This is a genomic window from Pedobacter zeae (assembly GCF_014196715.1).
GTDB lineage: Bacteria > Bacteroidota > Bacteroidia > Sphingobacteriales > Sphingobacteriaceae > Pedobacter > Pedobacter zeae.
The window spans coordinates 456,466-482,401 of record NZ_JACIEF010000002.1 but is presented as its reverse complement, the minus strand read 5'-3'; the positions used below and the strand labels follow the sequence as shown (position 1 = coordinate 482,401).

25 protein-coding genes are annotated in these 25,936 nt (G+C 36.5%); 24 read left to right on the top strand and 1 reads right to left on the bottom strand.

The genetic code is table 11. The features are described 5' to 3' along the window. Position 1: 1 nt before the first annotated feature. The 24 genes from GGQ60_RS08575 (at position 2) to pepE (ending at position 24,184) form a co-directional block, all read left to right on the top strand. On the top strand, positions 2-1,123 hold the full coding sequence (locus GGQ60_RS08575; protein ID WP_183762407.1) for a DegT/DnrJ/EryC1/StrS family aminotransferase: 1,122 nt from the start codon (positions 2-4) through the stop codon (positions 1,121-1,123). Then, positions 1,110-2,300: a glycosyltransferase family 4 protein gene (locus GGQ60_RS08570; RefSeq protein WP_183762405.1), complete on the top strand. Its 1,191-nt coding sequence runs from the start codon at positions 1,110-1,112 to the stop codon at positions 2,298-2,300. Before GGQ60_RS08575 ends, GGQ60_RS08570 begins: the two co-directional genes overlap by 14 nt. Positions 2,301-2,339: 39 nt before the next feature. After that, positions 2,340-3,494 carry a glycosyltransferase family protein gene (locus GGQ60_RS08565; RefSeq protein WP_183762402.1) on the top strand — a complete coding sequence of 385 codons (1,155 nt, stop codon included), beginning with the start codon at positions 2,340-2,342 and terminating at the stop codon, positions 3,492-3,494. A gap of 21 nt (positions 3,495-3,515) precedes the next feature. Then, complete coding sequence (locus GGQ60_RS08560; RefSeq protein WP_183762399.1) at positions 3,516-4,328, top strand: hypothetical protein; 813 nt, start codon at positions 3,516-3,518, stop codon at positions 4,326-4,328. Positions 4,329-4,416: 88 nt separating this feature from the next. After that, complete coding sequence (locus GGQ60_RS23105) at positions 4,417-4,962, top strand: acyltransferase (RefSeq protein ID WP_183762396.1); 546 nt, start codon at positions 4,417-4,419, stop codon at positions 4,960-4,962. After that, positions 4,943-5,878 (top strand): glycosyltransferase, encoded by a 936-nt coding sequence (locus GGQ60_RS08550; RefSeq protein WP_183762393.1) that lies wholly within the window; start codon positions 4,943-4,945, stop codon positions 5,876-5,878. The genes GGQ60_RS23105 and GGQ60_RS08550 overlap by 20 nt, the downstream gene beginning before the upstream one ends. Before the next feature lie 44 nt (positions 5,879-5,922). Continuing rightward, positions 5,923-6,843, top strand: coding sequence for a glycosyl transferase (locus tag GGQ60_RS08545; RefSeq protein WP_183762390.1), 921 nt, complete (start codon positions 5,923-5,925; stop codon positions 6,841-6,843). Further along, a complete protein-coding gene (locus GGQ60_RS08540) occupies positions 6,828-7,787 on the top strand; it encodes a glycosyltransferase family 2 protein (protein ID WP_183762387.1) in 960 nt (319 codons plus the stop codon). The genes GGQ60_RS08545 and GGQ60_RS08540 overlap by 16 nt, the downstream gene beginning before the upstream one ends. Then, positions 7,780-8,769 carry a glycosyltransferase family 2 protein gene (locus tag GGQ60_RS08535; protein WP_183762385.1) on the top strand — a complete coding sequence of 330 codons (990 nt, stop codon included), beginning with the start codon at positions 7,780-7,782 and terminating at the stop codon, positions 8,767-8,769. Before GGQ60_RS08540 ends, GGQ60_RS08535 begins: the two co-directional genes overlap by 8 nt. A gap of 6 nt (positions 8,770-8,775) precedes the next feature. Beyond that, the gene (locus tag GGQ60_RS08530) at positions 8,776-9,777 is read left to right on the top strand and encodes an acyltransferase family protein (RefSeq protein WP_183762382.1); all 1,002 of its coding nucleotides are present in this window, start codon (positions 8,776-8,778) and stop codon (positions 9,775-9,777) included. A 3-nt stretch (positions 9,778-9,780) separates the two neighbouring features. Further along, the gene (locus tag GGQ60_RS08525) at positions 9,781-10,788 is read left to right on the top strand and encodes a glycosyltransferase family 4 protein (protein WP_183762379.1); all 1,008 of its coding nucleotides are present in this window, start codon (positions 9,781-9,783) and stop codon (positions 10,786-10,788) included. Next, on the top strand, positions 10,788-12,047 hold the full coding sequence (locus tag GGQ60_RS08520) for a glycosyltransferase family 4 protein (protein ID WP_183762376.1): 1,260 nt from the start codon (positions 10,788-10,790) through the stop codon (positions 12,045-12,047). Before GGQ60_RS08525 ends, GGQ60_RS08520 begins: the two co-directional genes overlap by 1 nt. Further along, positions 12,014-13,228 carry a glycosyltransferase family protein gene (locus tag GGQ60_RS08515; protein WP_183762372.1) on the top strand — a complete coding sequence of 405 codons (1,215 nt, stop codon included), beginning with the start codon at positions 12,014-12,016 and terminating at the stop codon, positions 13,226-13,228. Before GGQ60_RS08520 ends, GGQ60_RS08515 begins: the two co-directional genes overlap by 34 nt. Beyond that, a complete protein-coding gene (locus GGQ60_RS08510; protein ID WP_183762370.1) occupies positions 13,215-14,222 on the top strand; it encodes an acyltransferase family protein in 1,008 nt (335 codons plus the stop codon). The genes GGQ60_RS08515 and GGQ60_RS08510 overlap by 14 nt, the downstream gene beginning before the upstream one ends. 393 nt (positions 14,223-14,615) lie before the next feature. Beyond that, entirely contained in the window at positions 14,616-15,851 is a 1,236-nt protein-coding gene (locus GGQ60_RS08505; protein ID WP_229685038.1) for a glycosyltransferase family protein, read from the top strand. Further along, on the top strand, positions 15,848-16,732 hold the full coding sequence (locus tag GGQ60_RS08500) for an FkbM family methyltransferase (protein WP_183762366.1): 885 nt from the start codon (positions 15,848-15,850) through the stop codon (positions 16,730-16,732). The genes GGQ60_RS08505 and GGQ60_RS08500 overlap by 4 nt, the downstream gene beginning before the upstream one ends. Further along, a complete protein-coding gene (locus GGQ60_RS08495) occupies positions 16,733-17,977 on the top strand; it encodes a glycosyltransferase family 4 protein (protein ID WP_183762364.1) in 1,245 nt (414 codons plus the stop codon). It abuts the gene before it with no gap. Then, positions 17,967-19,379: an exosortase Y-associated Wzy-like protein gene (locus tag GGQ60_RS08490; protein WP_183762361.1), complete on the top strand. Its 1,413-nt coding sequence runs from the start codon at positions 17,967-17,969 to the stop codon at positions 19,377-19,379. Before GGQ60_RS08495 ends, GGQ60_RS08490 begins: the two co-directional genes overlap by 11 nt. A 42-nt stretch (positions 19,380-19,421) precedes the next feature. Next, the gene (locus tag GGQ60_RS08485) at positions 19,422-20,672 is read left to right on the top strand and encodes an XrtY-associated glycosyltransferase XYAG1 (protein ID WP_183762358.1); all 1,251 of its coding nucleotides are present in this window, start codon (positions 19,422-19,424) and stop codon (positions 20,670-20,672) included. A gap of 36 nt (positions 20,673-20,708) precedes the next feature. Then, on the top strand, positions 20,709-21,569 hold the full coding sequence (locus GGQ60_RS08480; RefSeq protein ID WP_183762355.1) for a glycosyltransferase family 2 protein: 861 nt from the start codon (positions 20,709-20,711) through the stop codon (positions 21,567-21,569). A 13-nt stretch (positions 21,570-21,582) separates the two neighbouring features. Continuing rightward, positions 21,583-22,167, top strand: coding sequence for an exosortase Y (xrtY, locus tag GGQ60_RS08475; RefSeq protein ID WP_183762352.1), 585 nt, complete (start codon positions 21,583-21,585; stop codon positions 22,165-22,167). Positions 22,168-22,170: 3 nt separating this feature from the next. After that, positions 22,171-22,725 (top strand): WcaF family extracellular polysaccharide biosynthesis acetyltransferase, encoded by a 555-nt coding sequence (locus GGQ60_RS08470; RefSeq protein WP_183762349.1) that lies wholly within the window; start codon positions 22,171-22,173, stop codon positions 22,723-22,725. Positions 22,726-22,923: 198 nt separating this feature from the next. Beyond that, positions 22,924-23,319: a hypothetical protein gene (locus GGQ60_RS08465; RefSeq protein WP_183762346.1), complete on the top strand. Its 396-nt coding sequence runs from the start codon at positions 22,924-22,926 to the stop codon at positions 23,317-23,319. Between the two features lie 169 nt (positions 23,320-23,488). After that, positions 23,489-24,184, top strand: a complete 696-nt coding sequence (pepE, locus tag GGQ60_RS08460; RefSeq protein ID WP_183762343.1) for a dipeptidase PepE — start codon at positions 23,489-23,491, stop codon at positions 24,182-24,184. A 140-nt stretch (positions 24,185-24,324) separates the two neighbouring features. Here the strand turns inward: pepE and GGQ60_RS08455 are convergent, their stop codons facing one another. Next, complete coding sequence (locus GGQ60_RS08455; RefSeq protein ID WP_183762340.1) at positions 24,325-25,599, bottom strand: MFS transporter; 1,275 nt, start codon at positions 25,597-25,599, stop codon at positions 24,325-24,327. Positions 25,600-25,936 lie beyond the last annotated feature (337 nt).

Sequence of the window (25,936 nt, the reverse complement as noted above, 5' to 3'; positions counted from 1 at the left end):
TATGAATCCAATTCCCGTAAATACACCTTCGTTCAACGGAAACGAATTAAAATATTTAACCGAATGTATTACCAGCGGTTGGATCAGTAGTGAAGGTCCATTCATTGCAGCCTTTGAAGAAAAATTTAGCAACTATATTGGCTGCAACTACGGTGTTGCCGTAAGTAGTGGTTCTGCGGCCTTAGATATCGCGATCAAAGCTTTGAATATCGGTATAGGTGATGAGGTTATTATGCCAACATTTACCATCATCTCGCCAGCCCAATCAATAGTTACCGCTGGCGCTCTCCCGGTATTGGTCGATAGCGATTCACAAACCTGGAATATGGATGTAACTCAGATTGAGTCCAAAATTACATCGCGCACAAAGGCAATCCTGGTTGTACATCTTTATGGCTTACCCACAGACATGGATCCCGTATTGGAACTAGCAAAAAAGTACAAGCTGAAAGTAATCGAAGATGCCGCAGAAATGCATGGGCAAACCTACAAAGATAAAATGTGTGGCAGTTTTGGCGATATCAGTATTTTTAGCTTTTATCCAAATAAACACATCACCACGGGCGAAGGTGGCATGTTGCTATGCAACGATAAAGAATTAGCCGAAAGGTGCAAAAAGCTTCGCAACCTTTGCTTTGAACCAAATGGCCCCCGTTTTGTACACTACGAAATCGGCTGGAACTACCGGATGACTAACCTGCAAGCAGCATTAGGTCTGGCACAATTAGAGCAGATAGACAGTTTTATTGAAAAGAAAAGAGCCATGGGTCTGGCTTACCAGAAAGGCCTTTCATTTTTAAAGGATAAAGGTTATAAATTACCCACTGAAAAAACTAATTTCAGCGAAAACATCTATTGGGTTTTTGGTCTGGTGGCACCAAATCTGAATGAAAAAGAAAAAATTGTTGCACATTTAAATTCGAATCAAATTGGCACCCGCCCCTTCTTCTGGTGCATGCACGAACAACCTGTATTTAAAAAAATGGGGTTGTTTAAGAACGAGAATTATCCTGTTGCCGAACAGCTTGCTAGATATGGGTTCTACATTCCAAGTGGCATAGGATTGAGTCAAACAAATTTAGAAGATGTTATATCCACGATTTTAGCCTATGGAGCCTTATAGAATTGCCGTGTGGATAGACAATTATTATATACCTGAGGCCGGCGGAGGGTATTCTTTCTTAATGCAACTCGCAAAAAAAATAGATGAAATGGATTTCGGGCCGGAAATCGAAATATTTTTTGTAGGCTTTGATTTCAAATTAAACTTTAAGAAAAAGATAGTTAACCTCCCTTTTACAGAAAGTTATTTTTATAGGAAGAAAGTTAATTTATATCATAAACTTTTTGGAGGTGTCCTGCAAAGAAAAGATATTGAAAGAAATTTTTTAAATGCCCAATTAATATTAAAAAATCTAAAAATTGACGTTATTTTTTATCCTACTCCTGGAGTAGCTCTCAAAAATTACCCGTATATTTTAGTCAACTGGGACTTAGGTCACAGAACTACCTATCCATTTCCTGAGCTTAGTATGGATGGGATTTGGGAAAGAAGAGAAGCAGACTATGCAAAGGATTTGGGAAAGGCAATTATAATATGTGCCGAATCTGAAGCAGGCAAAAATGAAATAATTCGTAATTACAACATTCTACCGGATAAAATATCGATTTTACCACTTTTCCCAGGTCAAATAATAACCCCAAAGATAAAGGAGGAAAAACCCCAATGGTTTAATCAGATTAAAAAATTCTTTTTATATCCAGCTCAATTCTGGCCTCATAAAAATCATTATAACTTATTATTGGGCTTTAAAACGTTCCTAACTACAAATCAGGATTATTTCCTAATCCTTCCCGGTAGCGACAAGGGAAACATTAACTATATCAAGAATGTAATTGACGAGTTACAATTACAGAAACGTGTTATTTTGCCTGGCTTCATTTCTGATGAAAATCTAAAATGGTTATATAAAAATTCAAAAGGTTTGATTTTCCCTTCACTTTTAGGGCCAACAAATATGCCTTTACTAGAAGCTTTAGCCCTAGGTTGTAACGTGGCCTGCTCTAACCTGGAGGGACATAAAAATATGCTAGGAGACTCTGCTATTTACTTTGATCCACTTTTACCAACCGAAATTAGCGAGGCAATGGAAATTCTGGATAAGAAGAACGTGACTATGCCACTTGAACTAGCATTACACTCTCCGCTAAGTGTCTATAACATAGAAAATGCTTTAGCTTCTTTCAGGTCTGTAATAGAAAAAAGTAAAAAGATCAGAAAAACATGGGGTATCCAATAACCCTGAATAGGAGTTTTCTAGGTAAGCATTTATCAACAGATGACTAAAAAAAAGCATATTTATTTTGTGTCAGAAAGTATTCCTCATAATGGCTATGGCAGCTTTGTAGTTTTTTATCGCCACTTAATCAGACTAAAAGAAAATGACTATCAGATAACAATTATTATACCTGATTACAAAGACCTGGAGAGAGCTTTTTTTTTCAACGAAATTACCGAGAATTTTAATGTCATCCGCGTACCTTTTAATGCATGGTGGTATCCTCCTTATCGGCAAAACAATGCATTACTGCGTAAAATCAGGTTTTTTCTAATTTATAAACTGGTTAGAAAAACAATCAGACAGGCCCCTCCAGATTTTATCATTACTTATTTTTATGGGAATTTCTTAAACGGTTTTGCCGTTTTTCTAAAAGATATTTATAAGTGTAAAATGGGCGTGTTTTTACATGACGACAAAAATTTATTAAATAAATACAACAAAACAAACATCATTTTTGATCAATATATTGCTCAAAAATCTTCGGTGATATGGACAGTTAGTGAGAATTTAAGAATATTTGGCTGCAGTACCAACAATTACGTTATACTACCGCCTATACCATCTGGATATACTCCAAAATCAATCACTCGGCAGCCGAAAAAATTCACTGTAGGTTTTTCAGGTTCAACTTACGAGAGTTATTTTACGGTATTTGAATTCATAGCCAAAGCATTAGAAGCCATTGGCGGAGAATTGCATATCATTACTAAAGACTTTGATCGTTTCTCGACATTAAAAGCCTTTAATAATATAAAGTTGATACCTTATTTTACAAATAGTGGAAAAGCAATGGATTATCTAAAGCAACACTGTTCAGTTTTATTTTGTGGTTACCCCGATGACATTGAAAGAATGCCTTGGATAGAGAGCTGTTTCCCATCCAAATTTGTAGAATCTGTCCATTTAAATATCCCAATCATACTGAGCAGTCCGGAGGGTACTTCACTTTATAATTGGGCAGAAAAAAACAATTGGATATTGTTTACAACATCACCATCAGTAAAAACATTTGAGAATATGTTTTTGCAATTAGAAAATACTGCATATTGGGATGAAACAGCTAAACAAAGTTGGTATGTAGCGCAAAATGATTTTAATCCCACTAAAATTCAATATGTTTTTGAAGAAAACATCAAGGCGCTATTAGTATAATAAATTTAAATTATTAAGGATATGGATAAAAGCAGAGGTGTTCTGTATGTAGCTACGGGTAAAACATATATAGAAGAGGCCATATTTTCTGCAACTTCTAGTAAAAAAAACAACCCTTATCCTATTGCACTGATTACCGACTCCAAAGACCATCAACTTCCAGAAAATCTTTTTGATTTCGTCATTGTAAAAGAGGCCCAATATAGCTATATCGATAAGTTATTGCTAGAATATACCCCTTTTGAACAAACTATCTTTTTAGATACAGATACTTTCATTGCTGATCGATTGGATGATTTATTTAGAATCCTGGATTACAGGGAATTTGCTATCCATCAGGCAGACGAGGGTTATGAATATCAAATGCCAGATGTAAGTAATGCTATGCCGGAATTTAATACAGGCGTAATTGCATATCGCTTAACTGAAAATGTTAAAACATTAATCCGAAATTGGAAACTAGCTTTTCAGGATAATACAGAGATCAAAACAGATCAATATCATCTGAGAAAAACACTTTACGAATCGGATGTAAAATTTGCTGTTTTTTCATCTGCATATAATTTTATTATATATTATCCCAACTTTGTAATTCAAAAAGTAAAAGTTGTTCATGGAAGGCCATTAAGTTTACTCCCTAAAATAGGAGAGAATTTAAACCGGATCAGGCATAATAACGCATGGAGAAGAACATATTTTCCATACAACCACGATTTTGGTCTAATATATCAGAACATGAAAAATGAGGACATTTTAAAGCTTATTAAATTTAACCTTCGAACATTGATAGGTAATTTCAAAAAATCAATAATGACTAGCTTAAAAATGCAATAAATCCAAGTAGATACATTTCCCTCAAAATGCTGTTGAAATAAAAAGTAACCCTATTCACTTCTTTAACTATTTACAAAGGAAATAAGTAATGCAAATAATACTGTCGCTTTATGATTATGTAATTATTCTTTGGTGGCGGCTAAGGAAAATCAACCTCGGAAAGAATGTGATTGTTTCCGGCAGGGCCAATTTCGCTAATGGGATACACAATGGGTATAATGGAAAGGTGACAATAGGAGATTATTGTGAAATTACAAAAGGCTGTATTTTAAAAGCTTATGGAGGCAGTATAAAACTCGCAACAAATGTATTTGTAGGTGAGTACACTGTTATCTATGGTCATGGAGGTGTATCAATAGGTGAAAATACATTAATAGCAATGCATACCTGTATTGTTAGCTCGAACCACACTATTCCAAATAAAATGACCATAATACGGTCGCAACCAGATATCTTATTACCAGTTAAAATTGGTAATGATGTTTGGATAGGTGCCGGAGCTAAAATATTAGGAGGTACTACTGTAGGTAACGGGGCAATTATTGGCGCTGGTTCAGTTGTGAGTAAAGATATTCCACCATATGCTATCGCAGTAGGGATACCGGCAAAAGTTATTGGATACAGAAATGACTAATTTGATCTCAGTAATTATCTGTACATATAACCCAAATCTTCATCTCTTTAATAGAGCCCTAAGCAGCCTTAAGTTACAAAGCCTTTCGGTTGATTACTGGGAATTGGTTATTGTAGATAACAATTCTAAAATACCAGTTACTCCTGATATCCTTTGGCACCCTAATGCTAGAGTTGTTAAAGAACCAAAGCAAGGTTTAACAAGCGCACGTATCAGAGGTTTTGTCGAAGCCAAAGGTCAAATTATTATAATGGCCGATGATGACAATGTACTGGAGCCTGATTACCTGCAAAATTGCTTAGCGATATTCGATAAATATCCTAAAATTGGTGCTATAGGTGGAAATATATCTCCCGATTTTGAAATAGCTCCTCCAGAATGGATGAAAATGTTTTGGCCCTGTTTAGCCTTAAGAGCACTCGGAAAGCATACACGGATTACTAATTTTGCTGGTCACCAAATCAATTATTATCCGGATTTTGCGCCTGTCGGTGCAGGGATGGCGGTTAGAAGCCTAGCACTTAAAAAATATATGGCTAGTATATCCAATGATGAAAATGTGATACAAGACCGGTCTGGAACTAAGTTAACATCAAGTGGTGATAACGAAATTGTAATGCAAATTATGTTAAATAACTTTGAGATTGGATTTTTCCCGGAACTCCATTTGATCCATCTTATTCCATCGAACAGGTTAACCAAAAACTATCTTGGCAAACTAAACCATGGAATTATGAATTCATGGACTACTTTCCTAATAAAATACCAAATTTCTCCATGGAAGAGATTTCCAAAATACCTCTTGTGGCCAAGGTTAATAAAAGCCTATTTGAAATATAAACCCTGGAAAACGGATCAGAATTTCGTAATCTTTAAAGGAATAAAAGGTCAGTTACAGGCTTTAGCCAAAAGCTGATAGTCTTAAAAAGCATATTGTATAAAACTTGTATTAAACCTATTTTGATACAACAAATTCTAAATACTTTATATCGGCACCCTCTCAGTAATTTAAAAACCTGGCAAAGTTTCGGGGGTTACCTGGCTTATAGAAAAATGTTACGTGCCGAGAAACAAATGAAGTTGGCCTCAAAAGGGATTTTTATTAAATCTCCGAAAAACAATAAACGAATCTTGGAGGTTTATTTTTTAACCGGTAAAAGATTTTGGCATCAAACAGTTTTTTGCGCTTATTCACTCCAAAAAAAAACAGATCATCCTATAAAATTTATATTTTTTGATGATGGTTCACTTAGTAAAAAACTGATATTAAGCTACCAGAAACAAGTACCTAATAGTGTATTTGTAATGAATGATGAAATTGAAGAAAGGTTAAAGGCAAATTTATTCGCTGAAAAATATCCTTTTCTTCATCATAAAAGAGAGATATATCCACATATTAAAAAACTAATAGATGTTCACTTTGCAGCTACAGGGTGGAAATTGGTACTGGATTCTGATATGCTGTTCTGGAGACAACCAGAAGAAATGCTTGCTTGGTTAAAGAAACCGAAAACTCCTTTCTACATACTCGATATTGAAAGTGCTTATGGTTTTCCGCTCAAGGAAATGGAAAAATTAACTGGCTCTACAATTCCAAAGCAAATAAATGTAGGCATTATTGGTCTTAAAAGTGATGAGATCGATTTTCATAACTTAGAAAAATGGGGCAAGGCATTGGAAAATCAATACGGAGGTAATTACTACCTCGAACAGGCCTTAAGTGCAATGTTAATCGGAGACCAGACATCCGTAGTTGGAGATAAAGATGAATATATAGTGTATCCAAGCGAGACACAGGTTAAGCATGAAGAAGGTATTTTACATCATTATGTTGCTGTAAGTAAAAAATGGTACTTTAATCACGCATGGCAGAAAATATAACAACTCCACTTGTTTCTATAATTATGCCCGTTTACAATAGCGAAAATTACGTTGTTGACGCTATTGAAAGTATATTAAAGCAACAATACAATAATTGGGAACTAATTATTGTTGATGATGGCAGTACAGATAAAAGTTTCGAGGTTATAAGTGGATATAATTCGCCTAAAATCAAAATTTTCCAGATCAAAAACGGAGGAGCCGCAGCGGCAAGGAACTTTGGATATTGGCAATCGAAAGGATGTTTTGTTAAATTTTTCGATTCTGACGATCTGATCAGTCCAGAAATGATAGAAGAGCAGGTAAAATTGGCTTCGCAGCATCCAAACAGCATTATTTCTGCAAAGTGGGGACGTTTTTATGCAAATGACTTATCCGATTTCAAGATAAGCCAAGAAGATTGTTGGCAAGATCTATCAGCTTTGGAATGGATATGCAGTTCGTGGAAATATGCCAGATCCATGACTCAGCCAGGAATATTTTTGCTACCGCGTCATATTATCGAAAAAGCAGGTTTATGGGAGGCAAATATCTCTCAGTTAGACGACACAGAATACTTTACCAGAACAATATTACAGGCAAAAAAAGTAATCTTCTCTCCAAAGTCTATACTTTACTACCGTTCCGGAAATCCAAGCAGCCTTTCGGCAAAGCATAGTTATGCCGAAGCAGAATCATCTTATCAATCATTATTGTTATCAATATCGCATCTGCTGTGTTATAAAAATAATAAACAGACCAGACTACTTGCAGCAAACACTTTGCAAGAATTCCTATACAAAATCTATCCGGATTTTAAGGAACTTGCAAAGACCATAGCTCTTAAAATAAATGCGCTGGGAGGAAGTAATCTTAGCTATAAAACTTCGCCATTAGCAGATTTTCTCACTAATTTTTTGGGGTGGAAACTCGTTAAACGACTTCAAAAATTTAGGAATGCCTAAAGTAAAGGTTTTTTTACCTACTTATAAAAGAAATGCGTTGTTCCAGAGAAGTGTAAATAGCCTGCTGCAACAAACTCATCAGGATTGGGAGTGCGAAGTACATAACGACGATCCTTCTGATGATTTTCCCAAAAACTATATCAGTTCATTAAATGATAGTCGTTTTACCTTTTATCAGCATGAAACAAATCTTGGTCCAGTTGCTACTTTCAATGTCATGTTTAATCTCACGTCGGCAACATATTTATGCCTATTGGAAGATGATAATTGGTGGGAAAAAGATTTTTTGGCAATAATGATAGAGCAGATGGAAAAAAATCCGGATAGTGTTGTTGCATTTTCTAACTTCAATATCTGGCAGGAGCTTGAAGATGATAAATGGCAAAAACTCCCTGAGCCCAGATGGCCTAAAAATTTTGAAATTAATAAAGTACATTTCCCTTCATTTCGACATATATATGATTACCATCATTCGAACTGCAGTATGATGATTCGAAATAATGAAAATTTAATAAATCTTAAAGCTCCAGATAATATTAGAATTGATTTTATTGAAGCAATAAGAGAACGCGCACTAAAACACCCTATTTTATTTATCGATGTTATACTCGCTAATTTTTCTTTAACAGTAAACACAGTTAGAAAACCTAATTTAAGTGGCGTTTTTGAACATTATCTTTTGCTAATTGATAGCTTTTTCACAGCAGTAAAAATCGATGGAAATTATATTAAACTACTTTGGGCAGCAGCCAGAGAAGGCAACATAAAATCGTTTAACAAGTTACTGTATACTGGTTTGATCTGTAAAAATAGCCGAAAACTACTAAAAGAAGCTACTATTGGTGAATGGATATTTTTTTTTATGTACAATATTAAACATCCACTAATTTTCATAAAATGTTTAACAGCAAAAAAAAGGTATCGTATTTTATGGCAATATTTACTATTGAATACGCAAAATCGGCTAGAAGAATCCAAATAAAATAAGTTGCCTAAACAATTTCTCCCTCAGATTTCTTTACTCCGAGCGCTGGCCTCGTTGGCAGTTTGCATTTTTCATATTTATTGTGGCAATTCGAACCTCTTTCCTCAAGAGAACCTCTTAAAGTCTATTTTTCGCTATGGTTATTTAGGGGTACATCTTTTTTTCATGATTTCAGGTTTCATTATTTGCTACTCCCTGCCTAATAATTACAGTTATCAAGATACCTTTACGTTTTTTAAAAAACGAATCATTAGAATCGAGCCACCTTACATTGCTTCTATTTTTCTGCTCTTGGTATTGAACGTAGCAGCAAGCCTATTTACAGCAAATATTGTTGAATTCAGTTGGATAAACTTAATTTTCCATTTGGGGTACCTCAATAATTTTGGATTAGGTAATTATTATAATGTTGTTTACTGGACATTAGGCATAGAGTTTCAATTCTATTTATTACTTGGGCTATTATTACCGCTTTTTAATTGCTCAAAAGTTGGAATTTTTCTTTTTATAATAGGATTTGCTATTGGCACGTTTATTCCTACAGGCAGTAAAGAATTGATTTTTCCGTATCTTTCTATTTTTGGATTAGGGATTGGAACCTATTATTTTAAGTATTTGAAGTTATTTCATAAAAGTTGCTATTGGGTACTTATTTTATTGCTATCCGGATTGATTTATTATAATTTGGGCCTTGCTGTCTTAATGATTTGTATTATTGGCTTACTCTTTATTCATTTTTATCGTTATCAGCATACTGTAATCAATTTTTTTTCGAGAATTTCTTATTCTCTATATCTTATCCATGTACCCATCGGAGGTAAAATAATTAATTTGGGTATCCGCTATACCCATACAACCATTCAAAAATATACGTTAGTGGTTATTGCCCTGACCGTTAGTATTTTTGCTTCCTATATTTTTTATTTAATGATAGAAAAACCATTTATAACTATTAGCAAAAAGATAATATATAGCAACACTTCAGCTGCAAATTCTGCAAGTTAAAATATGAAAATCGCAATCACCGCCGATCCGGAAATTGCCGTTCCCCCATTGTATTATGGAGGGATCGAAAGAATTGTACACATGATAATTTGTGAACTGGTTAACCTAGGACATGATGTTACTCTGTTTGCCAATCGTGATTCTTCTGTTCCATGTAAATTAGAGCCTTATTCTTCATCAGAAAGTTCCAAAGCAACGATTGTCCAAAATAGCTGGTTAATAACAAAAAAAACAGCATTTAAAAATTTCGACATTGTCCATAGTTTTGGCCGCTTGGCTTATCTCTTACCATTAATGCCATTAAAAATAGCGAAACTGATGAGCTATCAAAGAGAGCCAACCTTACTACAGATCAAAAGAGCTATGGCATTAGCTAAAAAAGGGTCAATGCGATTTTCTGGCTGCAGCAACTACATCACCAATCAAATTTTATCCCTTGCACCTGCTAACACCGTATATAATGGCGTTGATTTTTCAAAATATAGTTATACCACATCAGTTGAAGACGACGCTCCACTGGTTTTTTTAGGCAGAATTGAGCCCATAAAAGGGACACATACAGCCATTGAAATTGCATTGAAAACTAAACGCAGACTGATAATTGCCGGCAATATTCCCAATGGGCAACAAACCTATTTTGATAAAGAGATTAAACCCTTTTTAGGAGAGCAGATAAATTATGTAGGCGCAGTAAATGATATACAAAAAAATGAGATTTTAAGTAAAGCTGCCGCACTTTTGATGCCTATCCACTGGCAAGAGCCATTCGGCATTGTTATGGTTGAAGCGATGGCCTGCGGTACTCCTGTTATTGGCCTGTCAAAAGGTGCGGTCATAGAAGTCGTTGAAAATAATATCACAGGCTATTACGCCAGCGAAACCGCAGAGCTAGTTGAGAGAATGGCTGAAATAAAAAAAATAAGCCGCGCACAAGTTTATCAGGTTGCCAAAGCAAGGTTTTCTGCTGAGGAAATTACGCAACAGTACCTAAAATTATATCAGAAATTTTAATGAAAGTGATTATTGCACATCCTTCTATAGCACCTCATGTTAAACAAAATGTGATTGGTTATGAAGAGAGAAACTTTCTACTTTATTTCTTTACAACCTTTTTCGATCATCCAGATGCATCGCTTTCTAATAAATTATCAGCAATTAGAAGTATTAAAGAATTGATTAAAAGAAGACGATTTAGTGAAATTGCAATTGAAAAATTTAAAAGCCGGCCCTTGCCGGAACTGATCAGAAGTTTTGCTGCCAGACAAACAAATGCCATAATAACAGATTTGATTTGGGAATGGGCGGAGCTAAGTTTCGATAAATGGGTAGCAAAAGCCATTAAACAGTATAAACCAGATGTTGTACATACTTACGAGCACGCGGCACTGGCCAGTTTACAACAAGCCAAATCATTAAATATTTTTTCAGTTTACGAACAACCAAGCCAACATCACAGTTACTTTACAGCAATTGTTGAAAATCAATTTGAATTATACCCGATGCTCAAAACAGGTTCAACTTCTTTATTGGTCAATAAAAAAGCAGAAAGAAGAAACCGCAGAAGAGACCAAGAACTTGCATTAGCTTCAGTGGTTATATGTAATTCGACCTTTACAAAAAAGACTTTGGTAGCTGGCGGTGTGGCCGAAGATAAAATATGCGTTATACCATTGGGATTTCCTCCAGTAAAAGAGATTAGCAAATGCGATCAGGAGAATAAACCTGTCATTTTTTTATACGCGGGTAATCAATCTATCAGAAAAGGTTCTCATCTCCTGTATGAAGCCTGGCGAAACTGCAATTTTACCTCAGCCGAGGCAAAGTTAATCCTTGTCGGAAAAATGACACTTCCAGAAGCGATGAGAACAAACTTACCCGGAAACATTTTGATTAAAGGCAATATCCCCCACCATGAGTTAATGACTTTATATAGCAATGCTGATGTTTTTGTATTGCCAACGTTGGCTGATGGATTTGGAATGGTGGTTACCGAATCGATGGCAAGTGGTATACCTGTAATTGCTACAGATGCCTGCTGTGGTCCAGATGTGATAACTCACAATGAAAATGGATGGATAATAGCCGCAGGTGATTTGCAGGCGCTTATTAACCAAATGAAATGGTGTGTGGGTCATCGACAAGAACTAAAATCTTTTGGCATAAAGGCTCAGCAAAGCGCTACCCAGTGGCAGTGGTCGGACTATAGAAAAAAATTAAGCACAGTTGTTTACGATAAATGGATTCAGTACAATCAAAAACAATCTGTTTAATCACCCCTGGCCATATCTGTTCGGATCCTCGGATAGTTAAGGAGGCGATAGCCATTTCTGATGCTGGCTTTCACGTACATGTTATTTTTACGCAATATGTAGCAGAATTGATCGCCTTCGATCAGCAAATCTTAATAGAAAATCCAAAATGGACGTATAATGTACTCAATTGGACGGGCGTTAGCCCAATATCGAAAGCCATAAAACTATTTTATGGTTTTAAGCAAAAAATATCCAGGTTTTTGCTGCCCAACCGCATATTATCCCTAAATAGAAATTATAGCTGGCAACTAAAAAAGGCTATAGCAATAAAAGCAAATCTTTATATTGGACACAATATCGGTGCTTTGCCTGTGACAGTAAATGCCGCAAAAAAAAATGGTGTGCGTTGTGGATTCGATGCGGAAGATTTTCATCGCAATGAAATAACCAATGATACTTATAGCCCTGAGGTAAAGCTAAAGTGTGCTATTGAAGATGAATTTATTCCTAAGCTTAACTATTTAAGTGCAGCTAGTCCATTAATAGCCGCCCAATATCAAAAACTTTATAGTTTATCCGTTACGCCCATCTTGAATGTTTTTCCTAAAATTGATCGCAAAATAAGCTTCAATCAACAGGCCCCCCTTAAACTATTTTGGTTTTCGCAAACCATTGGCCCCGGTCGCGGACTCGAAAACATTTTTGATGCGTTAAAATTAATCCTATTTGATTTTGAATTCCATCTCGTTGGCAAAGTCAGCCCAATTTATAAAAACGACCTGCTGCAAAAGGCAGGGTTAACACAGCAAAATAAAGTTATTTTTCATGGTACTGTCAGCATCCAAACTATTTTTGAAATTGCGTCTAGATGCGATATAGGCTTAGCTTCAGAAATACCTTATCCATTAAACAGGAATATCTGTTTAACCAATAAAATATTCACCTATATTCAATGTGGATTACTTGTATTGGCCAGTGATACACGTGCACAATTATTATTTATGAAGGACCATGCTCAGGTTGGTAAAATTTACAGGGGCGTACAAGATCTTTCTAGGCTAATAACCTATTACCATGAGAATCGGGCTGAACTACAGACAACAAAAAAAGCCAGTTATGAATTAGGGCAAAATAGTTTAAACTGGGAAATTGAGAGCAAAAAAATTCTTACCATAATTCAAGATAATGTTGGAAAGTAAAGCACAGGCGTGGTTTAAAGGTCTGGATACTATTCGCTTTATTTGCGCACTAATTGTTCTGCTGTCTCATGTGTTTACTCACCCTAATTATGAAAAGAGTTTAAATTCGGATTTTACAAGATCCCTTGCCGAATTATTAAGAGTATCATTTAATGGAACTGCCGCAGTAATCATATTTTTCATTATATCCGGTTTTTTAATTCATTCTACCTCAAAAAACCAAGTACTCGACATTAAAAAATTCTATGCCCGCAGGTTTGTTAGAATTCTCGCTCCATTATTTATTGTTTATCTGCTTGGCTATAAATACAACCATCCAGAAAAAGCGGTTTTGTGGAGTTTAATTTGTGAGCTATTTTATTACTTTCTTTACCCTTTTATGTTGGTTATTAAACAATCATGGGATATAAAATTTATATTCAGCTTCGTTGTTTCTCTAATAACAATTAGCTTCTTTGCTTTTAGCGATATCCATGCATTGATATCACAATCACCCATTGGTTACCATGGCTATTATTGGCAATTGGGGCCTTTGTTTACTTGGATAATTGGTTTGCCCTGCTGGCTATTAGGTGTACTAATTGCCGAAAATATCAACAAGAAAGTACGCGTACAATCAAAAAGAATCTTTTTTTTAAGAATATTGGTTTTCCTAACAGCAGTTTTATTCAACTTCCTTAAAATAGAGTACTTATTAAGCTTTATTATCTCTATGAATTTCTTTGCCCTATTGTCTTATTACTGGCTTCGGTTGGAGATTATCTATTTCAGAAATAAAACACCTTTTCGCCCCTTAGAACTTTTAGGCAAATCATCATATTCACTTTATATTATCCATCCTTTAGTGATCGTGATAATGAGCCAACTCTTATCATTCGATAATAGAAATGTAATCCCGATTGTTGTAATTACAGTAACTTTATCACATATTTTCTATTTATTGATTGAAAAACCAGCTCATAACCTGGCAAAAAGATTTGCTATTTGGTTGTAAATTAATTAGAAATTATAAAATCTATTACAACTGCTTAGTTTTAAACAAAGGATACTGTCTGGAAATGGTAGAGCTTGACGGGATTATATATACTGTCTATCAGAAGCTATAATACCCATCTTAATTCGTTGGATACTGTCATTTATTCTTCTTTTGAGAAGAACCAATTCCTATGGCCATTTTATATCAACGAATAGCTGAGTTACACCAACTGGCAACTATTTACCTAACAGCCGGCATATTATTGATTCTGGACCACTCCTCCCCAATCATTAAAATAGCCTATGTTTTAGCTTTATTCTTCAATTTGCTACCAACCTCAAAATATTACTGTATTAATTGAAAAGGGTTCTTATTATTTCACCATACTTTCCTCCTTGTAACGCCGCAGACATGCAACGCATTAGGATGAGCGTGCCTTTTTTCGAAAATTACGGTTGGATACCAGAAGTTGTATCGGTAAATCCAGATTTTGCAGATTGTGTCAAAGATCCATTACTCTTAAAATCAATACCAAAAGACATCCCAGTCCATATTGTCAAAGCCCTGCCCAAAAACTTGACAAGTAAATTTGGTTTAGGAAGTATAGCGTTAAGATCCTTGTATTATTATCGAAAAAAAGTCAATCAGCTATTAAAAGATAAACATTTTGATCTCATTTATTTTTCTACCACTCAATTTCCAATTTTGATTTTGGGCGCCTATTGGAGAAAAAAATATGGTGTCCCTTATGTTATCGACATGCAAGATCCATGGCATTCTGAATACTATCAGGCTAAACCTAAAAATGAACGGCCGCCTAAATATTGGTTTTCATATCGATTAAATAAATTTTTAGAGCCTATTGCTATGAATAGTGTGAGCGGGCTAATTAGTGTTTCTCAAAGTTACCTTGATACTTTAGTGCTTCGCTATCCCCATTTGATTTCAATACCGAAGAAAGTCATCACCTTTGGCTTTTTTAAAGCAGATTTTGATCTAATAAAAGAAAACTCTGATTTATTTAACATTACACACCACCAAGAGCAGGGAACTTATAACTTTACCTACATCGGAAGAGGAGGAATAGATATGGTTGATTCTTTAAAACTGCTGTTTACAGCATTTAAAAAAGGACTTACTGAAAATGCAGACATCTTTAATAAAATAAGATTCAATTTTATTGGAACAAGCTATGCATCTAAGGGGAAAGGCATACAGAGCATTATGCCAATTGCTGATGAAATTGGTATTTCAAGATACGTACACGAACAAACAGATCGTATTGCTTTTTACAAAAGTATTGACCGACTATTAAAGAGTGACCATCTGCTAATTATTGGTTCAAATGATGCTCAATATACAGCGTCAAAAATATTTCCATATATTTTGGCTAATAAACCATTATTGGCATTGTTTAATCCCAAAAGTAGTGCAGGCCAAATCATTAAGAACTGCAATGCTGGAACAGTTTTTTCATTAGAATCAGAACAAAACACTTTAATCAAACAGATTTATGAATACTTGTTTAGCGCCGTTACTGGGCAATTAAAAAAGCTCGAAACTGATTGGCTGATCTTTGAAGCTTATTCGGCTGAAAACCTGACCAAAAGCCAAGTTAAATTATTTAATCAGATTATTGCTAAATGAAAATCATAAAGCGAACTTTCGGTTTTATACATACGCATCCTCTTGCTAAAAAACATCTTATCAAAGCCTATCTCAGATTTATAACCTGGCAAATAAAAACCAGGTTCAACCCGAGTTTACAACCCGTTAAGTTTTTACATCATATCTGTTTTTTTGCCAAACAGAAACTTACAGGAATTACTGGCAATATATACACAGGTCTGCACGAGTTTAATGAAATGGGATTTTTACTTCATTTTCTAAATGAGGGTGATGTATTTTTTGATATAGGAGCAAATGTAGGTTCCTATACGTTATTAGCTTCAGGAATCTGTAGGGCAAAAACAATTTCATTTGAACCTATCCCAGAAACGTTCTCTATATTAAGGCAAAACATCGCACTAAACGGTTTGGAGTTATTGGTGCAAACAGAGAACAAAGGCGTCGGTAGTAAAAGCGAATCCATCCGTTTTAGCCACACAGAAGATACAACCAATCATGCCATTGCTAGTGATGAAAAAATAGAAAGTTCTGTGCTAGTCCCTATTGTTAGCCTGGATGAATGCTTTGCAGATAAGGGTCCCATTTTAATTAAAATAGATGTAGAAGGATTTGAAAGTGAAGTATTAAATGGAGCTGATTTATTATTATCTGATCAATCTTTAAAAGCAGTTATAATTGAATTAAATGGAAGCGGTGGAAGATATGGCTATGATGAACATGAAATCCATTTGAAACTTTTAGCCTATGGTTTCAAAAATTATACTTATAATCCTTTTAAAAGAGAGCTTAATACTATTGGCTTAAAATCGGATAATTCAATCTATATCAGGGACATAGAATTCACAAAAGAAAGAGTTGAGCGTGCAGAATCTTTTATCGTTTTTAATGAAGTTATTTAATTGAAAAAATTAGCAATAGTTATTTCTCATCCCATCCAGTATTACGCACCGGTTTTCAAATTATTGGCAAAAAAAGTTCAACTAAAGGTATTTTATTCCTGGGGAAAAGAGTCTCTTGATAAGTACGACAAGGGCTTTAATCAACGCGTAGAATGGGATATTCCCCTGCTTGATGGCTATGATTACACTTTTTTAAAAAACAAGGCTAAAAACCAGGGCACTCATCATTTCGGCGGAATTATAAACCCTGATCTAATCAACGCCGTACAAAGCTATCAACCTGATGCCATTTTGGTTTACGGCTGGGGCTGGAAAAGCCATTTAAAGGCCTTAAGTTTTTTTAAAGGTAAAATCCCGGTTTACTTCAGGGGCGATTCTACTTTAATTGATCAGCAAAAAAGCCTTAAAAGCTTATTAAGAAAATACTTTCTAAAATGGGTTTACGGCCATATCGATAAAGCATTTTATGTTGGTTCAGCCAACAAAGCCTATTTTAAGCATTTTGGCTTAAAAGAAGAACAATTGGTTTTTGCTCCGCATGCTATCGATAATGATAGATTTGGAGAAGAAAAGATCTTAGAATCCCGATTGTTTAGGACCCAGCTCGGCATCAAGGGGGATGAAATTTTAATACTTTTTGCGGGAAAGTTAGAGCCAAAAAAAAATCCTGAACTTTTATTAAATGCTATCATAGATCTCAGGTTAAAAAACACACATTTGCTTTTTGTTGGAAATGGGTTGTTGCAGGAGAGGTTAAAAAAGAAAGTTGGAGAGGTAGCGGAGAAAGGGTACTTGGGCTACGCTCAGGATTACAGCGTTGGGAGTTCAGAGTTGGAAGTTGGGAGTTGGGACGAAAATGTAAAAAGCACAATTCATTTTATGGAATTTCAGAATCAAAGTCAAATGCCTGTTGTTTATCAAGCTTGTGACTTATTCTGCTTACCTTCGCAAGGGCCCGGAGAAACCTGGGGATTGGCCGTAAATGAAGCCATGGCCGCCGGAAAAGCAATAATGGTATCGGATAAGGTTGGTTGTGCTGATGATTTGGTCAAACCGGGAGTTAACGGATCGGTATTTAAATCGGGTGATTTAGCTGATCTTAAACAAAAATTAAAAGCGCTCACTGAAAATAAGGCTAAACTAACCAAAATGGGAATGGCTTCTAAACAAATCATACAGGAATGGTCGTTTGAAAAACAAGTGACTGTGATTGTTGATGCCCTCGAAAATAAACATGCAAAATAACAATCCGACCAAACTGATCTTAACTTTGTACCTGCCGGTTCTGATTTCCTATATATTAATCAATAGCCCGATCATATCTTATTTTGTCGCCTGGTTCGGGTCGCTTTTTATCTTTTACACTACCATACTATCACCCGCAGCAATTATCAATCAAGATTTGCCTATCCATAAGCAAATTATGCGGCCTATTTTCCTTACACAGCTCATTTTTGCTGGCTTTATGTGTACCACCTCTGTATTTTATTTTATGGATCATTTAGGGTACCGGTATTTCACTGAAGTGAATTACGGTGCACAATTTAAGGAAAGTGAACAAACGGCTCTGATAGCGAGTTGCCAGCGCATGAATTTATTGGCACACGCGGCATTGGTTACGGGTATACTTTTGGTTCAAAAAAATCACATCAAAATCAGAAGTGTTAAAACTTTTGATGACGATGATTTTTTAATTTGGCTCAGTATTATTGTATTTGGAATTGGTTCCATCTGCCAGCGTTTCTCAGGCTTAAATCAAATGGCTCTCCCACTCACCTTAATCGGTATATCATGTGCAGCCGTATTATTCGTTAAAGGATTTAACACTAAAAACATTAAATACCTGGGCATAGGCGCTACAATTTTTACAATCAATTTTATACACGCCTCATTATCAGGATACAAAGAACCGATCATTACCAATGTAATTATTCTGGCTTGTGTATTTTTTCCTTATTTCAAAAAGATAATACTCTATTTAGCCATTCCGGTCGCTTATGTACTGCTTTATTTTTTGCCCACCTATAACAATACCGTTCGGCAAAGCTGGAGTGGGGAAGTAAGTGCAGAGGAAGCACAAAATCAAGCTTTTGAGAATTTAAATTCGAAAAACGAAGAACAGATTGAAGAAACAAACTGGGAATTTATGACGAAACGGCTGAGTGAAATAGAAATGTTTACCCAATTTGTAGATTATGTACCAAGTCGGCACCCTTTTTACGATTGGGAAATTATAGAAAATTCTTTAGAAGGATTGATTCCAAGGGTTTTCTGGTCAGGAAAGCCCAATATGGAAACGGTTTCGATGCAACGGGTTTATGATGCTGGAGTTGCTAATAAAATGTCGGCCGTTTCAGCTAAAACACGTCCAATAGTTGATGCCTATTTGAGTTTCGGTATCCCCGGCGTTTTCTTTTTTATGTTATTCTATGGCATGCTGGTACAACACCTTTCAGATAAAGCCGAAGAAATATTCGGGGGTTATGAGCTGGGCTGTGTCATTATGTTCAACAGCATTTTTCAGGGGCTTTGGCGGGGTAACAACTTTGAATTTATGTTCAATAACATTTTTTGGGGTTACGTGATCATGTGGTTTCTGTATGCCTTACTCAGAACAATAAAAGTTTTAAAGCCTGTGTTTGATTAAAGCGTTTAGCAGTTTAAAGGGTTAGTATTTAAATCAAAAAAATTGAAAATCATTCATATTACAGCTTCTTACAAGCCAGCCTACATTTACGGTGGACCAATACAGAGTGTGGGGAAGTTGTGTGAAGTCCTGGTAGACGATAAACGTTGGGCCTTGGGCATAGGGAAACCTGATCTTCAGGTATTAACAACTACGGCCAACGGCAGAAATGAACTGGATGTGAAAACTAATTTTCCGGTTTTGATTGAAGGGGTTCCTGTTACTTATTTTAAACGTTGGAGCAAAGATCATAGCCACTTTTCGCCGGGATTATTGTGGAGATTAAGGAAAGAAATCCTTAGTTGCACTCCGGATGATCAACCGGGAGCCCAGGGCGAGAATAAAATCGAAATGTCCAAACTCCAAACCCCAAACTCTAAACTCATTATTCATATACACGCCTGGTGGAATCTGGTTTCGTTGCTCAGCTGCTTTATTTCAAAATGGTATCGTATCCCTGTGGTACTTTCTCCCCGCGGCATGCTTACCTCCTACACACTTGGCAACAGGAATTCCTTTTCAAAAAGAATCATCCATAAACTGGTGGGAAACCAGCTATTAAAATATTGCCACATACACGCCACCAGCGAGCAGGAGAAAACAGATATTTTGAAGATGGTAAAGCCAAAAAGTATCAGGGTAATTCCCAATCTGGTGAGTTTACGATCAGAAGCACAGGAATTCAAATCTGCGGCACCGGATTTAAAGCATCAAACTGAGGATTCTTTTAAGCTTATTTTTCTTTCGCGTATTGAGGAAAAAAAAGGGCTTGAGCTTTTATTTAGAGCATTGTCTACAGTCGATATCTCCTGGAAGTTAACGATTGCTGGCTCTGGTGAAAAACAATACATACAAAGCCTGAAGGTTTTAACAAAAGAATTAAAGCTAAGCGATAAAATTTATTGGATTGGGCAGGTCGGTAATGAAGATAAATACCCTCTAATGGCCGCACATGATTTGCTTGTACTTACCTCTTATAACGAAAATTTCGCTAATGTGGTGGTAGAAAGCCTGAGTGTTGGCACCCCGGTATTGATTAGCGAGCAAGTTGGTTTATCGGATTATGTGAATGGTAAGGCGCTTGGCTGGATTACGGGTGTGGATACAGCAGCCATAAAAAAGAACATTACAGCGGCATACCAAGATCCTGAAAAAAGGCAGAATATCCGTAACATTGCTCCTTTAACTATCCGAAGAGATTTTAGTGATGATGCATTAGTTAGAGAATATCTCGAATTTTATAAAACGACATAAGCTATAATTCAATCACTGGTTGAACTATCAAATGGCATGAACAAAAATTTCAGTTTCGTTATACTTACCTTTAATGAAGAAATTCATTTGCCCAGATTACTGGAATCGATTAAAAACCTGAATGCTAAAACTTATATTTTAGATAGTGGCAGCACCGATAAAACCCTTGAAATCGGTACCGCTTATGGTGCAGAAGTGCTGCAAAACCCTTTCGAAAACCACCCCAAGCAGTGGGATCATGCTTTAAAAAACTTTCAGATCGCCACACCATGGACCATTGGCTTGGATGCCGATCAAATTGTTACCCCCGAGCTTTTTCGGATGCTCGCGAATTTTAATAACGATGAATATCGTGATATCAACGGCATTTATTTTAACCGGAAAAACTTTTTCCAAGGGAAATGGATCCGGTTTGGTACCTTTTACCCATTTTATCTTTTAAAAATGTTCAGAACCGGTGTTGGTTTTTCGGATCTGAACGAGAATATGGATCACCGTTTTATCGTTCCCGGTAAAACCGAAATATGGAAAAAGGGCTGGCTATTGGAAGAAAACCTGAAAGAAAACGATATTGCTTTTTGGAAAAGCAAACACGAGCGCTATAGCGACCTGGTTGCCAGGGAAGAATTAGAAAGGATGCAAAAATTAAGGGTTCAGCGCGTTACCCCCAATTTATTGGGCAGTCCTGATGAAAAACGGGCCTGGTTAAAGCGTTTGTGGTGGAAACTTCCGCTTGGTTTTCGTCCCTATCTCTATTTTAGTTACCGAATGTTTTTTAAACTGGGTATATTTGAGGGCGCTACCGGTATTAAATTTCATTATCTGCAGGGCTTCTGGTTCAGGCAGCTGGTAGATAAAAAGATTAAGATTTTGCAGAAACAAGCAGATAAAATATAAACTGCCGATAAATATGACGCCAGAAGAAGCTAAAAAACAGGCCAATAAAAAGGCCATTAAATTTTTAATCTTATTATTTTTACTCTACATCCTGTTCAGCCAGGGCAACCTGTTTATGAATAGTGTAATGACTCCGGGTTCGAAGTATTACAATGCTTATCTCTCCACACATTTTAACTATATACAAGGTTTAAAATCGTCTCTTATTGTATCTGCAGTGTGGATCATCAAACTCTTCGGCTTTTATGCCATTTATAACGAAATGGATATAATGGTAGTTGCAGGCCCGTATTTAAGGGTTAACTATTCCTGCCTCGGGCTGGGGGTTATGAGTTTTTTAGCTGCATTTGTACTGGCTTTTCCTGCTTCCTGGAAATCGACCTTTAAAATGCTGGTGATTGGCATTGTTGCCATTTATATCTTAAACGTTCTCCGGATAGCGGGACTGGGTGTACTTCTTGGTTTCTTTAAATCACAGCGGCATAATTTTACTTACCACCACGAAGTTTTTAATGTGATTGTATACATCTGCGTGTTTACCATGTTATACTTTTGGATTAAAAACAACAGTAAACCACGCTCAAATAATAAAGGTTAGATTTTGTTAAAAACCAGGCTCCATAAAAATTTTGATACCGGCGATTTTAAGGTTGGGGCAACTACCTTAAAGCAATTGCTGTGGTATTTTACGGATCTTTTGTTTTTTAAAAGCCGGGTAATGCCCTTCAGTTCGGTATTAGTGGCTTTATTAAGGTTATTTGGGGCCAAAATAGGAAAGGATGTACGCATTAAACCGGGCATTCATGTTAAATATCCCTGGAAACTGGAGATTGGTAATTATAGCTGGCTTGCAGATTGTTACATCGAAAATTTAGAGCGTGTAATTATCGGTGAAAATTGCTGTATATCACAGCAAGCAGTGTTAATAACCGGCAATCATAACTTTAGCAGTACAAATTTTAATTTAATGGTGGCACCGATCATTTTGGAAGAAGGGGCATGGATTGGAGCTACCGCAAAGGTATGTCCGGGGGTAACCCTATGCAGCCATGCTGTTTTAACAATGGGCAGTGTGGCTACCCAAACTTTAATGGCCTATTCCATTTACCAAGGTAACCCTGCCGTAAAGATCAAAGACCGTGTTATAAAATCTTAAGATAACATTCTATCCAATATAACATCAAGCGGATTGCCAAATTGCAATCCGCTTTTTTTTGGGCAACTATTTCCCCTATTGATAAATATCAACACTTTAAGATTTCTTTGACAATCAAAATTACCTTATTAAAAAAATTATCAAGACATTTGTACCATCTGTCGCCCTAAACCTAATTAAGTGATAAATTTTAAATTAATGAAGAATAAGTATTCCTTATCTTCAAATCTTATTTTAATTACTTTTTTAATCGGGATAGTAAACTTGTTTTTCTACGATTATAAGAGCACGCAAGAACTGGTTATTTTTATAGCTATACTAATCGCGCGCTATTTTCTTTTTATCCTTATCAAGCGCAGGTTCGAATGGAGCAGGTACTTGTTGATCCTGATCATTATAAGAAGTATATACCGCCTGTACGTGGTAATGGGCGAAGTAGATATTCACCCGGTAACAAAGATTAACCTCTCTTTGCAGGCCCTTATTTCCATGCTGGCATTTGCGATCCTGTATATTTTTCCAAAAATGAAGGAATGGCTAAGCGATAGAAGAAAATATCTTTCTGCAACCACCGTATCTGATCCGCAGCATTAGGTTTCATCGTATTTTTCACCTCATTTTCTATTACTTCCAGGCACCTCATTAAATTCAATTTGATATCGTGTGCAGCAAGTAACCATCAATCGGTACGAAGTCTGGTTACTGATTTAAAGGACAATTGTTCGGCAAAAAAGCTTATAATTGCCAATTAAGCAAAACAAAAATGAATGTCATCCTTGCCTCTACCTCCACGCTGTTTGGTGGCAACTACCTCGAATACCTGAAAGATGAGCTGATTACGCTCTTTTCGGGGATAGACGAAATTATATTTATTCCTTTTGCCAGGCCCGGAGGTATTTCGCATGAAGCCTATACTTCAAAAGCCAAAGATTTTTTCGCTAGCCTTAATATCAACGTAAAAGGCCTGCATGAGTTTGCAGATCCTATTGAAGCGGTAAACATGGCCAAAGGCTTTTTCGCAGGTGGTGGCAATACTTTTTTATTAGTAAAGACATTACATGAGCTCGGATTGATGAATGTTTTACGCGAAAACATCAGAAAAGGTAAGCCTTATTTGGGCTGTAGCGCCGGAAGCAACATTGGTGGCCTGAATATGAAAACCACCAACGACATGCCGATCGTATATCCTGCCTCTTTTGAGTGTATGGGTCTGGTACCCTTTAACATTAATCCTCATTATCTTGATCCAAATCCTGAGTTAAAACACAATGGCGAAACACGGGAAACAAGGATTATGGAATTTTTAACGCAAAATAACATTAAGGTAATAGGCTTACGTGAAGGCAATTGGATCAGGATATTAAATAACAAAATCACAACAGAAGGAAGTGAATACACCAGGATTTTTGAAGCAGGTAAAGCTCCATATGAGTACCCGCCTGGCAGCCCGTTGCTGTAATTAAATCTGTGGAAGAATAATATCGTGTTCCTCCCCCTTTCCAAAAAACTGGATATCTACAAGTTTATGACCAATTTGGCGGCATAAACCTGTAGATCTTATTCTTGCATGGGCACCAAAACCTATAAAGTTGTTATCTTTTAATTAGCGGCTATGGCACTGCTCTTTTTCCTGGAGCGCATATAGATCACCAATCCGCCGAAAGCCACAATGAGTATCACCGGGATAATCAGCGTAGCCCGCAGAATTTCCGGGCCGGCCAGGTTTTTGGCATTGGAGAGTGCCTGCGCAAACGCAGAATTTTCAGGAGCTTTTAAATAAGCATCTAAAGATGCCCCGGCAGGTAAATGTTTAACAATAAGGTTATCGTAAAAACTACCCATAAATATGGTATAAATAGAAACAGCAAACATCCCTGCACCTCCCATCAGGTTTAAGCCAAGTGCCCCGGATTTAGGAACATTTTCGGCCACAAAACCGATCATGGTAGGCCAGAAATAACAAACGCCTATACCAAAAATAATGGCGGCAAAGAAAACCGAATTACCGGTAAAGGTGCTTAACATGTAAAGTCCGGCTGCAGCAAATATTGCTGATAAAAGCAGTACGCCCTGAGGAGCAAGCCGGTGAACCACAGGCTCTGCAAAACCCCGGCCAATAACCATAATTCCAGTGGTAAGGGTAAGCAATAAAATGGCATTATCGGTTACGTTTTTGAGCAGTAAACCTATCCATTGGCCAGTAAATAACTCGGTAATGGCCGTACCGAACATGCAGATGAACATAAAGATAAACAAAGGAGAAAATACTGCTTTGTACATATCTGAACTGGAATAACCGGATGATACCCTTTCGGTAACGGGAAAATCCAGCTTCGAAAACAGGTACCCGTAAATTAGCGTAGGAATAATCATCATGGCCACTTGCACCTTCCAGCCAAGTCCAAGCTGAACAAACAGGGTAACCAGTAATGTACCGATTACAATGCCTCCTGGAAACCATAAATGAAAATGGTTTAGTTTGGTGGTTTTATTTTCAGGATATAAAGCGGCTACCAATGGATTACAGGCGGCCTCTACAGTACCGTTGGCAATGCCGATCAGCAGGGTAGATAAAAACAGGCTCCAATAGCCCTGGGCAAAAACGGTAAGGATAATTCCGGCCAGGTGAAAAACAAAGGCCATGATCAGCAAACGTTTCATGCCTATTATATCCACTACAAATCCTCCAACCACAATGGCTAGCGGAAATCCCCAGAAGGCAGCAGCTGTAATGGTGCCCAATTGGGTAGTACTGAGTTGAAAATCGATCCCGAGCTGGTTCATTATCCCAGCACGGATGCCAAAGGAAAGCGAGGTGACCAGTAAGGCCAGGCAGCTCGCCCAAAATAGTTTTGTGGTTTGAATGTTAAGCATATGCTCAGATTTAGGTTAAATTGGTTTTGATTTCTGGATAAAAAAAGGAGGCTCAATGGAGAAAATTTCCATCTGCAAACCACATGGTTGGTGGTAATTTAACATGGGCCCATGCAGGTAATTTAATAAGTTTGCGCTCCTCCATTTTTCTGGAATATTTGGTTTATTACACGCCACAAATGCAGCGTTATGGTTAGATGATGATCATTAATCGCCATAATAATAAACAATTGAATTGATTAATGCAACGAATTAGGTTAAACAGTTATTCTTTTTTGACTTGCGGTATCAGATCAATTCAATCGATTGTTCTGGTGATCAGCAATTGACAGGGATT